13 protein-coding genes are annotated in these 15395 nt (G+C 70.5%); 5 read left to right on the forward strand and 8 right to left on the reverse strand.

All coding sequences use genetic code 11. The features are described 5' to 3' along the window. Positions 1–23 precede the first annotated feature (23 nt). From ACFY9E_RS39075 to ACFY9E_RS39090, 4 genes are all read right to left on the reverse strand, one after another. Complete coding sequence (locus tag ACFY9E_RS39075) at positions 24–842, reverse strand: ABC transporter permease subunit (protein WP_390993232.1); 819 nt, start codon at positions 840–842, stop codon at positions 24–26. Then, a complete protein-coding gene (locus ACFY9E_RS39080) occupies positions 839–1822 on the reverse strand; it encodes an ABC transporter permease subunit (RefSeq protein WP_390993234.1) in 984 nt (327 codons plus the stop codon). The genes ACFY9E_RS39075 and ACFY9E_RS39080 overlap by 4 nt, the downstream gene beginning before the upstream one ends. Positions 1823–1832: 10 nt before the next feature. Then, complete coding sequence (locus ACFY9E_RS39085) at positions 1833–3074, reverse strand: extracellular solute-binding protein (protein ID WP_390993236.1); 1242 nt, start codon at positions 3072–3074, stop codon at positions 1833–1835. Between the two features lie 136 nt (positions 3075–3210). Beyond that, complete coding sequence (locus ACFY9E_RS39090) at positions 3211–4233, reverse strand: substrate-binding domain-containing protein (RefSeq protein ID WP_390993238.1); 1023 nt, start codon at positions 4231–4233, stop codon at positions 3211–3213. Positions 4234–4589: 356 nt separating this feature from the next. On the opposite strand from ACFY9E_RS39090, the gene ACFY9E_RS39095 reads away from it, so the two are divergent. Then, the gene (locus ACFY9E_RS39095) at positions 4590–8243 is read left to right on the forward strand and encodes a LamG-like jellyroll fold domain-containing protein (RefSeq protein WP_390993240.1); all 3654 of its coding nucleotides are present in this window, start codon (positions 4590–4592) and stop codon (positions 8241–8243) included. 81 nt (positions 8244–8324) lie between these two features. On the opposite strand, the gene folE is transcribed toward ACFY9E_RS39095, so the two are convergent. Continuing rightward, positions 8325–8981, reverse strand: coding sequence for a GTP cyclohydrolase I FolE (gene folE / locus ACFY9E_RS39100; RefSeq protein WP_390993242.1), 657 nt, complete (start codon positions 8979–8981; stop codon positions 8325–8327). A gap of 252 nt (positions 8982–9233) precedes the next feature. Then, positions 9234–9782 (reverse strand): DUF2231 domain-containing protein, encoded by a 549-nt coding sequence (locus tag ACFY9E_RS39105; RefSeq protein ID WP_390993244.1) that lies wholly within the window; start codon positions 9780–9782, stop codon positions 9234–9236. A 120-nt stretch (positions 9783–9902) separates the two neighbouring features. Here ACFY9E_RS39105 and ACFY9E_RS39110 point away from each other — a divergent pair, with 120 nt between their 5' ends. Next, the gene (locus ACFY9E_RS39110; RefSeq protein ID WP_390993245.1) at positions 9903–10655 is read left to right on the forward strand and encodes a helix-turn-helix domain-containing protein; all 753 of its coding nucleotides are present in this window, start codon (positions 9903–9905) and stop codon (positions 10653–10655) included. A 184-nt stretch (positions 10656–10839) separates the two neighbouring features. Next, positions 10840–11784: an MIP family channel protein gene (locus ACFY9E_RS39115; RefSeq protein ID WP_390993247.1), complete on the forward strand. Its 945-nt coding sequence runs from the start codon at positions 10840–10842 to the stop codon at positions 11782–11784. 55 nt (positions 11785–11839) lie between these two features. Here ACFY9E_RS39115 and ACFY9E_RS39120 read toward each other — a convergent pair whose 3' ends face one another. Then, on the reverse strand, positions 11840–12214 hold the full coding sequence (locus tag ACFY9E_RS39120) for a hypothetical protein (protein WP_390993249.1): 375 nt from the start codon (positions 12212–12214) through the stop codon (positions 11840–11842). Between the two features lie 209 nt (positions 12215–12423). Here ACFY9E_RS39120 and ACFY9E_RS39125 point away from each other — a divergent pair, with 209 nt between their 5' ends. Together ACFY9E_RS39125 and ACFY9E_RS39130 are read left to right on the forward strand one after the other, a co-directional pair. Continuing rightward, complete coding sequence (locus ACFY9E_RS39125; protein WP_390993251.1) at positions 12424–12822, forward strand: cupin domain-containing protein; 399 nt, start codon at positions 12424–12426, stop codon at positions 12820–12822. 699 nt (positions 12823–13521) lie between these two features. Then, positions 13522–14898, forward strand: coding sequence for an AbfB domain-containing protein (locus ACFY9E_RS39130; protein ID WP_390993253.1), 1377 nt, complete (start codon positions 13522–13524; stop codon positions 14896–14898). A gap of 36 nt (positions 14899–14934) precedes the next feature. Here ACFY9E_RS39130 and ACFY9E_RS39135 read toward each other — a convergent pair whose 3' ends face one another. After that, complete coding sequence (locus ACFY9E_RS39135) at positions 14935–15339, reverse strand: MerR family transcriptional regulator (protein WP_390993255.1); 405 nt, start codon at positions 15337–15339, stop codon at positions 14935–14937. Positions 15340–15395: the final 56 nt, after the last annotated feature.

The raw sequence follows: 15395 nt of genomic DNA on the forward strand, positions 1-15395 counted from the left end.
TCGTTTCTCGAGCAGGGGGGAGGTCAGTCCTTGACCGCGCCGGCCGTCACGCCGGCGGCGACGTAGCGCTGGGCCAGGACGAGGATGACCGCGGCGGGCAGCGAGGCCACGACGGCGGTGGCCATGATGGCGTTCCACTCCTGGTTGTTGTTGCCGATGTAGTGGTAGATGCCGAGCGTGATCGGCTCGTGCGCCCCGCCGTTGACCAGGGTGCTGGCGAAGACGAAGTCCGACCAGGACCACAGGAACGCGAAGAGCGACACCGTGACGACGGCGTTGCGGCTCATCGGCAGGACGATCGACCAGAAGGTGCGCACCGGGCCGGCGCCGTCCGTCCGGGCCGCCTGGAGCAGTTCCCCGGGGATGCCGGACATGAACGCGGTGAAGATGAGCACCGCGAAGGGGACGGCCAGGGTGGAGTCGGCGATGATCAGGCCGGGGACGGACTGGAGCAGGCCGAGCTGGAGGTAGATGGCGTAGAAGCCCATCGCCATGATGATGCCGGGGATCATCTGCGCGGCGAGCAGGAGGAAGCTCAGCACTCCCCCGCCGCGCGGGCGCAGTTTGGCCAGGGCGTAGCCGGCCGGGGCGGACAGGGCCACGGTCAGGGCGACGGTGCCCAGACCGATGACGAGGCTGGTGCCGAGGTAGGGCAACTGCTCGTCGAGGACGGTGCGGTAGCCGGCCAGGGTGCCGTGGACGGGGAACAGGCCGGGCGGGGACTTGCGCATGTCCTGGTCGCGGGTGAGGGACACGTTCAGCATCCAGTAGACCGGGAAGAGCATGATCGCGGTCAGCAGGACGCCGAGGGTCGTCTTTCCCCAGGTGCGTCGGCTTTTCATGAGAACGCCTGCTTTCGCTGGACCCTCATGTAGACCAGGCCGAACACCAGGGCGGCCACCACCAGCAGGTTGCCGACGGCCGCGCCCGGTCCGAAGGCGGGCAGCAGGTTGCCGAAGCCGAGCTGGTAGGACCAGGTGGCGAAGGTCGTGGACGCGTCCGCCGGGCCGCCCTTGGTCATGATCCAGATGATGTCGAAGACCTTGAGTGTGTAGACCAGCCCGAGGAGCAGGGTGATCGCGGAGACGGGGCGCAGCAGTGGGAAGGTGATGCTCCAGAAGCGGCGCCAGGGCCCCGCCCCGTCGAGGGCCGCCGCCTCGTACAGGCCGGCCGGGATGGACTGCAGGCCGCTGTAGAGCACGACCAGGTTGAACGGGACACCGATCCAGATGTTCGCGATGATCACCGAGGTCAGTGACCAGTCCGGTGAGGTCAGCCAGTTCACCGGGCCGACGCCCACGGCGTGCAGCGCCGCGTTGACGATGCCGGATTCGCTGTTGAGCATCCATGACCAGGTCGAGGCCGACACGATCAGCGGCAGCAGCCAGGGGACGAGGAACAGGGCCCGCAGGGTCGCCGACAGCCGGAAGTGCTGGTTGAAGAAGACCGCGAGGGCCAGGCCGATGGCGTACTGGAAGACCAGGCACACGCCGGTGAAGACCACGGTGTGCAGCAGGGCCGGGGCGAAGGCCGGGTCGTCGAAGACCTTCTGGTAGTTCTGCAGGCCGGTGAAGGGCGCGTCGCCCTGGACGAAGGAGCGGACGGTGTAGTTGCGCAGGCTCAGGTCGAGGTTGCGGTAGAGCGGATAGGCGTAGAAGAGGACGAGGTAGAGGGTCACCGGGGTGAGGAAGGCCCAGGCGGCCCACTGCGGGGAGCCCGGCCGACGGCGTGGCGTGGCGCGGTCCGGGGGCGGGGCGGCGTGGGCCGCCCCGTTCCGGGGCCGCACGGACCGGTGGTCCGGCGGATGGGTCGTCTGCTTCATCGGTGTCACGTCACTTGACCGCGGCCTGCGCCGACGTCAGCGCGTCCTTGGGCGACTTGGACCCGCTGAGCGCGGACTGCACGGCCTTCCACATCTGCTCGGAGATCTTGGGGTACTCGGTGCCCAGGTCGTCGCTGGTGCGGCCCTTGGCCGCCTTGACCGCGTCGACCCACGGCGTGAGCGCGGGGTCGGCCGCCACCTGCTTCTTGCGGACCTCTTCGGTGGGGGCGACGTAGGAGAGGGTGGTGTCGGTGTCGTACAGGTTGGTGGTGCTGGTCAGGCAGCTCGTGAGCTTGCTCGTGGTGGTGTAGCGGGCGGTGTCGCCCTGGACGGGGACGGTGACGAACTCGCCGCCCGTCGGGGCCGCGGCGGCGCCTCCACCGGAGGCGGGTATGGGCAGGACTCCGTAGTCGAAGCCGGCCTTCTTGGCGGCCGCGAGCTGCCACGTGCCGTTCTCGGCGAAGGCGTAGTCGCCGCTCGCGAACTCCTGCCAGCTGGTCGTCTGGGTGTTGTTGAGCACGGAGTTGGGGGCGTAGCCCTTGTCCAGCCAGCTCTTCCACAGGGACAGCGCGGAGACGGCCTGGGCGGAGTCGAGTTCCGTCAGCTTCGCGCCGGAGCCCCAGAACCACGGCAGGAACTGGAAGCTGCCCTCCTCGGTGCCGATCGCGGAGAAGGTGATGCCCTTCTTGCCCGCCTTCTCGGCCTTGTCCAGGGCTGCCGTCAGCGACTTCCAGTCCTTGACGGAGGCGATGTCGACGCCGGCCTCCTTCAGGACCTTCTTGTTGTAGTACAGCGCGAGAGTGTTGGCTCCGATGGGGGTGCCGTAGGTCTTGCCGCCCGACTGGCCGGCGGCGAGAAGGTTGGGGTCCACGGCGGAGGTGTCGAGCTTGTTGTCGCCGGTCGTGGTGAGCACGCCCGCCTCGGCGAGGGTCGACACCACCGGGTTGTCGACGATGAGGACGTCCGGGGAGTTGCCCTGCTGGGCCGCGAGCAGCGTCTTGTTGGCGAGGTCGCTGGTGTCGAAGCCGGTCCGCTTGACCTTCACACCGGCCTCGGCGCCGCAGGCGTCCAGCAGCTTCACCCAGGCCGAGCCCTTGGCGAACTGCGGGTAGGGGTCCCAGATGGTGTAGGTGCCGCCGTCCGCGCCCTTCGTGTCGGTGCTGCCCGAGCCGGAGGAGCAGGCGGTGCCGGCGGCGGCGAGGACCGTCGAGAGTGCCACTGCGGCGAGGCGCCGTCTGGAGGAGGTGGGCATGGCGGGTTCCTTCGTTCTTGGCACAGGGGTGCCGTGGCAGGGGCGACGTGGGGGAAGCGGGCACACCGGGGGGAGGCGGTGAGGGGGAGGGCGTGCTCGGAGAAGAAGGGTGGGAGAGGGAGGGGCGGGCCGGTGGTCAGGGCCGCTGGGAGCCGGAGGCGGGCCCGGTGCTGGCCCGCAGCGAGATGGGGGGTGTCAGCAGGTGGTGCCGAGCGGGGGCGCCGGACTGGTCGAGCCGTTCCACGAGCAGGTCGACGGCGCGCCGGCCCAACTCCTCCGCCGGTACGTCGGCTGCGGTGAGCTGCGGGGTGACCGTCTCCGCCCACCGGCTCGCCACCACTCCGGTGACGGAGAAGTCGCGCGGCACATGGCGGCCGGCCCGGGCCAGCCCCCGGTACAGACCGCCCAGCGCGGCCTCGTTCAGCGTGACCAGCGCGGTGGTCTCCGGGTCGTCGTGCAGGATCCGCTCCAGGCAGGCCTGGCCCGAGGCGGCGTCGTCGCCGCAGCAGTACGTGCGGACGGTCAGCCCGCGCTCGGCCGCGGCTTTGGTGAAGCCGTCCAGGCCGCGGTGCGCCGACTCGTACCCGGCCTTCAGCAGTTGCTCCGGACGGTTGACGAAGGCGACCCGGCGGTGGCCGAGGTCCGCGAGGTGGTGGACGCACGCCGCGGCCAGGGCCGTGTGGTCCAAGCCCACCCACCAGCCGTTCTCCGGGTGGGCGGTGCGGCCGATGGCGACGGCCGGGAAGTCCAGCGCGGCCAGGTGATCGGCCCGGTCGTCCTCCAGCCTGATCTCCATCAGGATGGCGCCGTCGACCCGCCGCTCCCCCAGCAGCCGCTGGAACGAGCGGTCGCTGTCCACGCCGCTCGGTGACAGCAGCACGTCGTAGTCATAGGCCGCGGCGGCCTCCACGACGCTGCCGATGAAGTCCAGCTGCATTCCGGTGTAGTGGTTTCCGGCCGGCGGGAAGACGAGGCCGATCGTGCTGGTCCGCCCGTTGGCCAGGGCGCGGGCGCTGGCGCTGGGCTGGTAGCCCAGTTCGTCGACGACCTGCTGGATCTTCCGACGGGTGTCCTCGGAGACCGGGCGCTTGCCGCTCAGCGCGTAGGAGACGGTGCTCCGCGAGACACCGGCACGCTTGGCGATCTCACCGATGTTCACGGCAACTCCTAGCTCGTCGAACCGGTTCGCTTGGCAGGAACGTAGGAACTGCCCGGACTCCTGTCAACACCCGTGCCGCAGTTCCCTGGTCGATCGGCCGCCCCGTCAAGAACCTCGTGTCGCAGGGATTGTCGGCCGAGAGCGCCGGTGCTAGCTTCGCGAACCGGTTCGACACAGCGATCCCTCCAGGCAGCGGTGCGGCAGACCCTCATGCCCCCATCCGCGAAGCCGCCGTACCCGCCACCCGACACAACGCCCCTGCTCCGCGCGCACCAGGCATCGAACCGGTTCGACGCACGCGCCGACCAGAACCGCTGCCCGACGCAGCGACGACACGACGACTGAGGACGCCATCCATGCCATCCGCTGACAGATTCACGCGGCGCCGGGCCCCGGCCGCCGTGGCGCTGACCCTCGGGGCGGGCCTGCTCGCCGCACCGGCCGTCCCCGCGCAGGCCGCCGAGGCACCCCGGCCCGCCGCCCGCTACTCCTTCGACCAGGACGACCTCGCCTCCGGGAAGATCACGGACAGCTCGGGCAACGGCCTGACGGCGACCCTGGTGAACGGCTCCACCGCCCGGTCGGTCGACGGCACGGCCGGAGGCAGGGCACTGTCCCTGCCCGGCGGTGCCCCGGCCTCCGACGGCGCGTACGTCCGCCTGCCCCGCCAGGTGATCGCCGGGACGACCGACCTGACCGTCTCCGCCCGGGTGAAGTGGAGCGGTGACACATCGCCCTGGCAGCGGATCTTCGACCTGGGCACGGACACCACCAAGTACCTGTTCGCCACCCCGTACAACGGCGGCGGGATGTTCCAGACCTCCGTGACCACCGGCGGCGGAGGCGCGGAAACCCAGGTCCGCGGCTACGCGAGCCTGCCCGCGAACGAGTGGCGGACGGTCACCGTCACCCTCGACACCACCGCCGGCCGGCTCACCACCTACCTCGACGGCGTGGCGGTCTCCTCCTCCGCGACCGGCATCAAGGCAGGGGACCTGCTGGACGGTTCGGCCACCGCCGCGGGCTACCTGGGCAAGTCCCTCTACCCGGACCCGTTGCTCAAGGGCGCCATCGACGACTTCACGGTGTGGCACGCGGCACTGAGCCCCGAGCAGGTGGCCGGTACGGTCGGTACCGTGCCGACCGTCCAGGAGCTCACACGGACGTCGTTCGACGTCCGCACCACCAGCGGGACCGCCCCGTCCCTGCCCGCCGCCGTCCGTTCCTCCTTCTCCGACGGCTACGACCGCGACGTCCCCGTCACCTGGGACGCCGTCCCCTCCGACAAGTACGCCGCTCCGGGCACCTTCACGGTCGCCGGAACCGCGGCCGGACGCGCGGTGAAGGCCACCGTCACCGTGGTCCGCGAGGGTCAGCTCACCGTCGACCTCGGCTCGAACACCGGCGCGTTCCACGGCGGCGCCTCGGGCACCCTCTACGGCGTGTACGGGCCGGACGTCCCCACCAACAACCTCATGGAGGGCATGGGCCTGCGCACCGTCTCCACCAAGGCGCAGGACGGACCACAGCACCCCGGTGCCGACGCCTTGGAGGTGGTCAAGCCGCTGGCCGACTCCACCGACGGTGATGTGTACATCTACATGACCGACATCCACCGCGGCTTCCCGTACCAGTGGCCGGGCGACACCCCCGCGGAGAAGCTCAAGCTCTACAAGGAGAAGATCGCCGAGCAGGTCGACCAGGTCCTGAAGCTGCCGGAGCGGTACCGGGACAACATCGTCTTCGTGCCGTTCAACGAGCCCGAGGGCAACATGTTCGGCACCGGCGAGTGGAGCTACGACAAGGTCAGCTGGCTGAACGACCCCGATGCCTTCTTCGCGGCCTGGGACGACGCGTACAAGCTGATCAAGGGCAAGATGCCCGATGCCCGCATCGCCGGGCCCAACACCAGCGTCCTCTACGACCAGGTGAAGGGCTTCCTCACCCACACCCTGGCCGCCGGAACGCTGCCGGACGTCATCACCTGGCACGAGCTGAGCCACCCTGAGGCGGTCCGCCAGAGCGTCGCCAAGTACCGGGCGTGGGAGAAGGACCTGTTCAAGGGCACCGACCGGGAAGGCACACAACTCCCGATCAACATCAACGAGTACGCCTTCAACTACCACACCTCCGTGCCCGGCCAGATGATCCAGTGGGTGTCCGCGATCGAGGAGTCCAAGGTCGACGCCGACATCGCGTACTGGAACATCGACGGCAACCTGTCGGACTCCGCGGTGCAGTCGAACCGCGGCAACGGGCAGTGGTGGCTGCTGAACTCGTACGCCTCGATGAGCGGCCACACGGTGAAGGTGACCCCGCCGTTCCCCGGTGAGAACTACACCATGCAGGGCGTCGCCACCCTCGACGAGAAGAAGAAGCAGTCCCGGCTGGTCTTCGGCGGGTCCACCGGCAAGGGCCACATCACCTTCGCGGGCGTCCCGAAGAAGGTCTTCGGCAAGCGCGTGCACGCCTGGGTGCGGGAGATCGAGTGGAGCGGGCAGGTCGGCGACTCGTCCGGTCCGAAGCTGCTCGCCGAGTCGAATCTGAAGGTCGGTGACGACGGCACGGTCGCCCTCGACTTCGGCGACGGCGCCCTGCCGAAGCTGAAGGAGTCCTCGGCCTACGAGATCGTGCTCAGCCCCGCCGGCGAGGCGAAGGGCACGCAGGCGCCGCCCGTGCGCTGGCAGTCCTCGTACGAGGCGGAGGAGGCCGCGCACACCGGCTCCGGCTGGTCGAAGAACGGCCCGGAGGGGTCACCGCGTGACGTGTCGAAGTTCTACACCTCCGGTGGCTACGACGTGGGCGGTCTGCGCACCGGCTCGGACGTCGCACTCGACTTCACCGTGGACGTGCCCGAGGACGGCACCTACGACCTGAGCGTCTTCGCCAATTCCCTCAACACGTTCGACAAGGTCAAGGAGCAGGGCCCCACCAACGTCTTCCTGCGCGTGGACGGCAAGGCGGGCAGCGAGCAGGAACTGCACCTGCCGCTCGGCTACAAGTGGGTCGTCTGGGACCACACCGACACCACGGTCGAACTGACCAAGGGCAAGCACACCCTGACGCTCGCCGCCAAGAGCGCCGACGGCAAGCGCGCCACGAAGGGCGACGCCATCGTCGACCGCCTCACCCTCTCCCTCCCCCGCGCCTCGGCGGACACACAGGTGTACGAAGGTGAACTGGCCTGGCCGGCCGGCGGAGCGCGCCCGGTCTACGACCTCCCGAAGCCGGCAGCAACCGGCTCGGGCGCGATGCGCCTGGCCAAGGGCCAGAGCGCGACGTTCTGGGTCTACTCGCCGGCCGACCGCGAGGCCACGCTGGAGGTCGACACCCTAGGCGGCACGGGCGCCCGGCTCTCCGTGAACGGCCATGACGTCCTGCGCCTGGCCAAGAACAGGAGTCGAGCGGCGGTCTCCCTCTCCGGCGGTGTCAACAAGGTCACCGTGACGGCAGGCGCGTCCACGACCCTCGTCGACCGCCTCACGGTCACACCGTCCGAGGGCACGCTGCCCGTGCGCACGTACGAGGCCGGGGACGCCACCCTCTCGGGTTCGGCCGCGCTCGCCCCGCTCTCCCTCGCCACCGGCGGCACGGCGATCACGGGCATCGGAGGGGCCCCCGGCAACGACAACACGGCCACGTTCACCGTCACGGCCGACCGGGCCGGCCTGTACGCGCTGCGCATCCGCTACTCCAACCCGGAGCAGTCGGAGGCCACCCACTACAACCCCGACCCGCTCGCCCGCCACGCCGACGTCAGCGTCAACGGCGGCACGGCGAGACGCGTCGGCTTCCCGCACAGCTTCCACCAGAACAACTTCTGGGAGCTGACCGTCCCGGTACAGCTGAAGAAGGGGAAGAACACGGTGGGCTTCCGCTCCGAGGAACTGCCCAACTTCGACGGCAGCACCTACGCCTCGGACACTTTCCCGGGCGTGCTGCTCCGCTCCCGCTACGCGCCGCTGATCGACCGGATCACGGTCGCGCCCTACGCGCGCGAGGTGCGCTGAACCGCTGACGCGCGGCGCCCGGGGCCGTCCTCCGACGGTCCCGGGCGCCGCGCCGCCGTGCCTCGTCACAGGGCCCCGCCCCTACGGCGTGGCCACCCCCGTCAGGGCGAGGAACTCGGCGCGGGAGCGCGCGTCGGAGCGCAGCAGGCCGAGCAGGGTGGAGGTCAGGGTGTCGGAGCCGGTGGCCCGGACGCCGCGCAGCGTCATGCAGGAGTGCTCGGCCTCGATGACCACGCCGACGCCCTTGGGTTCCAGATGGGCCTGCAACCAGTCGGCGACCTGCTTGGTCAGGCGTTCCTGGACCTGGGGCCGGCAGGCGAAGTGCTCGACGACACGCGCCAGCTTGGACAGGCCCAGGATGCGGGCGCCGGGCAGATAGCCGACGTGTGCGACGCCGACCACCGGCAGCAGATGGTGCTCGCAGACGGTCCGGACCGGAATGCGCCGGGCGAGGACGAGTTCGCCGTATCCCTCGTCGTTGGGGAAGGTGGTCAGGTCGAAGGGGCGTGGGCTGAAGAGTTCGGCGTAGGCGCGGGCCATCCGGCCCGGTGTGCCCCGCAGGCTCTCCGAGGCCGTGGAGATGCCGAGGGCGTGAAGGAACTGCCCTGCCGCCGCCTCCGCCGCGGCCAGGTCGACCCCGTCGGATTCGTGGACCACCCGCAGGGCGGGTCGTGCCGGTGGCGCCTCGTCGTCGAGCGGGTCGTTCCGCAGGGACGTCTGCACGGGGTGTTCGGTCATGTCAGCTGCTTCCGATGCCGAGGGCGGTGAGCGGGAGGTGCCGACGGCGGGGACCGCCTCGGTCTCTCCCGGCGGGTCGGGGGTGGCGGGGGCGCCCGCGAGGGCGCGGTGGACGGGGATCCGGCGGGCCGGCATCACGAATCCCGGCAGGGCGACCGGCAATGTCCATGAGGAGCTCCGAGGATGAGGACGGTGTGGGGGGCGGCCGGAACGCACCGGCCGTCGGGGCGCATGAGCGGAACCGCGTCATGCTCAGGAGCGGGAGCGGGAGCGGCCCGGTCTCCGGCCGGGTGTGTATCCCTCGGCCTGGGTGCTCTCGTCGGCGACGCGGACGCCGTAGCGGTAGGCGAGCTTGCCGCCCAGGAATCCCGAGACGCCCAGGACCGCCACGCTGAGGGCGGACAGGACGAGCCGGCCGGTGCCGACGCTTCCGCCGTCGGTGTGATCGCCGTGGCGCCACAGGAAGTTCACGACGTAGGCGGCCGTGACCAGCAGGTTCAGCGTCATGTGGACGAGGGCCGTGCGAAAGGCCGGGGTGGCGCGGGGAAGGGCGGACAGATGGAGGAACCCGACCATGGCCGCCGGCAGGGCACCGATCACCCCGACCGCGATCAACCACTCGGAGGCCTGGGTCAGGAAGCCCGGACGGCTCACGGCGTGGGACGCGATGTCGAACACCAGGCTGGTGACCCAGGCGCCGATCGGCACGGTCACCAGGATCGGATGGAACGGATGGCCGTACGGCCCGGCGAGCGCGGCGCTGACCGGGCGTTTCGCCTGAAGCTGTGACTCTCCGACCATGGTGACCTCCAGGAGTTTCACCAATGAGTCTTTGCTTTATTCGGGGGTCCCGTCAAGTGGTGCAGCCCAGAGCGGCGAAAGAATCCTTGTTCCCATGGGTGTGGGAGTTACCGTGGTCCCGTGGCTTCCGATCCGTCCGCGCAGGCCGGCCAGGCAGGCAGCGCCATCGACTCCGTCAGCGTCCTCAGCGAGGACTCGCGCCGGCGCATGTTCGCCTTCATCCGGCGCGCCCGGCGTGCCGTCACCCGCGACGAGGCCGCCGCCAGCGTCGGCATCTCCCGCAAGCTCGCCGCCTTCCACCTCGACAAGCTGGTCGACGCCGGCCTGCTGCGCGCTCGGTACGAGACGCCGGGCGGGACCCGCAAGGTCGGCAGGCAGCCGAAGGTGTACGAGCCCACCGACGCCCAGATCACCGTGAACATCCCCGACCGGCGCCACGAACTGCTGGCCGACCTGCTCCTGGACGCCGTCCTGACCGAGAGGGCCGGCGAGAACGCCACGCAGGCGGCGATGCGCGCCGCGGAGCAGCGCGGCCGGCGGGTGGGTGAGGCCGCACGCCACGAGACCCGCCCGGGGCGGTTGGGCGCCGAGCGCGGGCTGACCGTCTGCGAGCGCCTGCTGGACGGGTACGGCTACGAGCCCGTCCGGGAGACCCCGACCCGGCTCCGGCTGCGCAACTGCCCCTTCCATCCGCTGGCCGCGAAGGCGCCCGACCTGGTGTGCGGCATGAACCACGCCTTCCTCAGCGGCTGCCTCGAAGGCCTCGAGGTCAACGGCGTCCAGGCGGTCCTGGCGCCGGAGCCCGGGGAATGCTGCGTCCGGCTGGGCTCCGGCGACACCGAGCCCGCCGACGAGACGCCCGAGAGCGGCTGAGGGTCGCCGGGGGCGTACGCGCGAGAGCCCGCTCGTCCGGCGGGCAGGGCGAGCGCGCCGTCCGAAGGGGGAGGGCGAGCGCGCCGTCTGGAGGCTCTCCTGCGGTTGCCGCGGCTCTCGCTCCGGGTTACGACGTGATTACCGTACGTCAGCCGGGACCGCGGCGAACCCAGGGAGAAGTCACATGGCAGTGGAGATCAAGCCTCTGGTGAAACCCTCCAGGCTCAGACGCCGGGCGGGTCTGGCGGGCGAGTGCCTGGCGGAGTTCCTCGGGACGTTCGTCCTCATCTCCTTCGGGTGCGGTGTGGTGGCGATGACCGTCGCGGCGCTGCCCGGTTCAGGGCGCACCGAGGGGCCCACCGTCTTCTTCCTCGGCGCCGGCGACTGGCTGCTGATCACCTGGGGCTGGGCCATGGCCGTGATCCTCGGCATCTACGTGGCCGGCGGTGTCAGCGGCGCGCACATCAACCCGGCGGTGACCCTGGCGTTCGCCGTCCGCCGCAAGTTCCCCTGGGCCAAGGTCGTGCCTTACTGGGTGTCCCAGGTACTGGGCGCCCTGGCCGGAGCGGCCCTGGTCTACGCCGTGTACCACGACGCCATCAACGCCTTCGACGCCGCCATGAAGGGACCCAAGACCAACGGCCACACCCTCGCCTCCTTCTCGATCTTCGCCACGTTCCCGGCGCCGTACTTCAACGGCGGGATCTGGGGTCCGCTGATCGACCAGGTCGTCGGCACCGCCTTCCTGGTCATGCTGGTGGTGGCTCTCATCGACCTGCGCAACACGGCCGTGAAGGCGAACCTCGGCCCGCTGATCATCGGCTTCGTGGTGGCCGCCATCGGCATGTCCTTCGGCGCCAACGCGGGGTACGCCATCAACCCGGCCCGTGACTTCGGCCCGCGGCTGTTCACCTGGATGGCGGGATGGGAGGACCTGGCGTTTCCGGGCAGCCTGTCAGGGGCCTTCAGCGACTACTGGTGGATCCCGATCGTCGGCCCGCTCGTCGGCGGCGTGATCGGCGTACTCGTGTACGACCTGTTCATCGGCGACGTGCTCCACGCCCGCGCTCAGCAGGGCGAGGTACCGGAGCCCGGGCGGACGCGTCCCACCACCTCCGACGACGAGTGACGCCCCGCGGGAGACCGGTCCGCATGCGCGCGGACGGCCCTCGGCAGGGACGCCCTCAGGCCGTGAGGGCGCTGACACCCAGGGCGAGGAGCGCGAGGACCTTGACCGCCTCGGCCGCGATGTAGAGGAGATGAGCGCGCGACCGGGGCAGGTCCTCACCGGCGAGGATCCGGTCGGAGCGGCGGTTGAGGCCCGGCCGGATCACGAGGAGTTGCGCGGCCAGCACGACCACCGCGCCACCGGCCGGCACGACGACGGACACAGGAGGGTCACCGGCCGCGACCGCCCCGGTCACGGCGACGGCGAACACCGTCTCGACGCGGTTGAGCGCCCGGAAGACGAGCCGGCCGATGCCGAGGCCCACGGGCACGGTCACACCGGGCGCCCGGAACTTCAGCGGCGCCTCCAGGAAGGAGATCGCCAGCACCATCCCCAGCCACACAAAAGTGAGGCCGCTGTCACCGCGCCTGCGACATCCATCCGTGCTCCCCTTCACTCCGGTTCGCTCACGCGCCCGCCCGCCGGGACGAACGCGGCCGATGCTAGATTTTCCGTGTATCCGCCCGTGAACGGCGCGGATCGCCTGCCGAGCAGGTGAACCGGCCCGGGGCAGGCCCGTATCGGATGGTGGCATGACCCATGACTGACTCTCAGGCGCCCCTCGACCCGGCCGACGCTCCCGTTCCGCGGGTCCTGTGCAACACCGCGTCACTCGCCGCGGCCGGCCCGGCATCGACCGGCGCCCTGTGGCGACTGGCCGAGACCGGCCGCCAGTTGGACGCCAACCTCATCCGCGTCCCGCCCCGGACGTCCATCGACGCCCACGCCGAACCCGACCTCGACGTCCTCCTGCTCGTCGTCGCCGGCGACGGCACCCTCGGCTCCGCGGCCGGGCCGAGCCCGCTGGAGTCCGGCAGCCTGGTCTGGCTGCCGCACGGCAGCGTCCGCAGCGTGGCCGCGGGCGAGAGCGGCCTGTCGTACGTGACGGTGCACCGCCGCCGCCCCGGCATGCAGATCCAGGGCCGGCCCGGCGCGTGATACCGGCAGGACGAACCTGACCGGGTTGGCACCGCGCGCCCGGGGGACAGCCGCGACCTCCGGGTGCTCGGCGGCGCCCGCCCCGGCCTGACGCGGACCCTGACGCTCGCCGAGCCGGACGCCCCGGCCACCACGACAGAACCGGCTCACCGCACCGGGATCTCCATGGCCGGGGTCTCCCCGTGTCTGACGGCCATCTCACGGCCCTGCGCCGCGCCGGCTTCGTCACCGCCCACCAGGCCGACCGCTCGGTGCGTACGCACGCACCGCCATCACCGAAACCGTCCTGACAGCGGGTCAGGAGCGGCGAGGGGATTCAGCGGTCTCCTGCGGTCGAGGCCCGCGCGGGCACCGGGGCGAGCACGAGTATTGACGGTGGTACTCCACGCGCCCTACGGTCCCATCCGGCACCACGAACGTCGTTCGACATATCGATCGAGGGCGGTGAAGGGCGACTCCCTCCGGAAGCCGGGCACGACGCCCCGGACGTGACGACGGGCCGGCGACTGCGTCCGCACCGACGTCGGCACCGACCGGGTCAAAAGGCCCACCGCCGTGAAGGACCAACCGGTGACGGCACCGCCCAGGAACGGGCACCCGCGCGTGCCGCATACCCCGACCCCTTCCGGACGACTCCCCGCACCACCTCCGCAGCACAGGCAGTTCGGCATCCCCCCGCACTTCCCCTTGGAGAAGAACATGAGCGCGAACCCCCACCTCTCCCGCCGCGGCCTGCTCGGCATGACCGCCGCCGTACCGCTCGCCCTGGCCCTCGGCACCGGTACCGCCCACGCCGCCGACTCGGCGTACGCGATGGTCTACTTCACCGAGTCCACCAAGCTCGGTGACGGCACCGACTACGGCCTGCACCTCGCCGTCAGCCCCGACGGGCTCAACTGGACGCCGCTCAACCAGCACAATCCCCTGGTCACCCCCACCGCGGGCGCGCTCGGGCTGCGCGATCCGTTCCTGATGCGCAAGCAGGACGGCACGTTCGTCGTGCTCGCCACCGATCTCAAGGGCACCGACTGGAACTACAACAGCCAGTACATCCACGTCTGGGACTCGGCCGACCTGCGCACCTTCACCGGTTATCGGCGGCTGAAACTGCACGACATGGCCACCCACAGCTGGGCACCCGAGGCGTTCTGGGACGCGGGCCGGCGCCAGTACGCGGTGATCTACTCCTCGGTCAACTCCAGCGGCCACAACGTGATCATGGTCAACTACACGACCGACTTCGTGACCGCCTCCGCCCCGCAGGTCTTCTTCGACCCCGGCTACGACGTCATCGACGGTGACATGGCCGTGGGCGTGAACGGCTACAACTACCTCTACTTCAAGAAGAACCAGACACTGGTGGGGGCCAGATCCACCACCCTGGACCCGGGCAGCTTCACCGAGTTCAGCACCGGCGTGGCGCACGGCGGCACCGAGGCACCGACCCTGGTGAAGTCCCTGACGTCCGGCACCTGGTGGCTGTGGGGCGACACCTACACGCCCAACGGCGTCTTCTACGCCTGGCAGTCCGGCAACCTGGCCTCCGGCACCTGGACGGCTCTCGACCAGAAGAGCTACACCCAGCCGGTCAACTCAAAGCACTGCGGCATCGCGACGATCACCGCCGCCGAATACGACAACCTGCTCGCGAAGTGGGGCGCGCCGGCCTGGAACCGGCTCAAGTCCTACAACTTCCCGGCCCGTTACGTCCGCCACTCCGACTACCTGGGCCGTATCGACGAGTACCCGATCGAGCCGTACAAGGACTCCCTGTGGACGCTGGTCCCGGGACTCGCCGACAGCTCCGGGGTCTCCTTCCGGTCCGTCAACTACCCGACCCGCTACCTGCGGCACTACAACTACGCACTCCGCCTCGACGCCAACGACGGCACGTCGACGTTCGCCGCGGACGCGACGTTCCACCGCACGGCGGGCCTGGCGGACGCGAGCTGGTCCTCCTTCCGCTCGCACAACAACCCGACCCGCTACATCCGTCACACCGACTACGCCCTGCGCATCGACCCGATCTCCACGACGACCGAGCGGCAGGACGCGACCTTCCGCGTCGGCTACTGAACCCCCGGGAGGCCACGGAGCGGGAATCCGCGGACCTCAGGGCGCGGGAGACCGAGGGAGGCGCTGCCCGAGCGTGGCAGCGAACTCCTGCGCCCGGGACAACTGCGTGCGCAGGTCCTCGACCCGCTGCTGCGCGGCCCGCTCGAAGCCGCGCAGCCGGTCCAGCAGTTCCTCGCGCTCCCCGGGCGGCGGTTCCTCGTCCGAGTCGAGACGGTCGGTGACCTCCAGGAGGGAGCGCATCTCGTCGAGGGTGAACCCGAGGGGCTTCATACGGCGGATGACCATGAGGCGGGCGACGTCGGCTTCGGTGTAGAGGCGGAAGCCGCCCTGGGAGCGGGCCGAGGGGATGACGAGACCGGTTTCCTCGTAGTGCCGGATCGTGCGCAGCGACAGCTCGGTCCGGGCGGCGACCTCACCGATCTGCATGTGCTCGCTGTTCACCTGATGCCTTCCTCGTCGCTCGCCGCCGCCTGCGGACGGCCACGCCCATCTCTACC

This window comes from Streptomyces sp. NPDC012466, from assembly GCF_042955215.1.
Classification (GTDB): domain Bacteria; phylum Actinomycetota; class Actinomycetes; order Streptomycetales; family Streptomycetaceae; genus Streptomyces.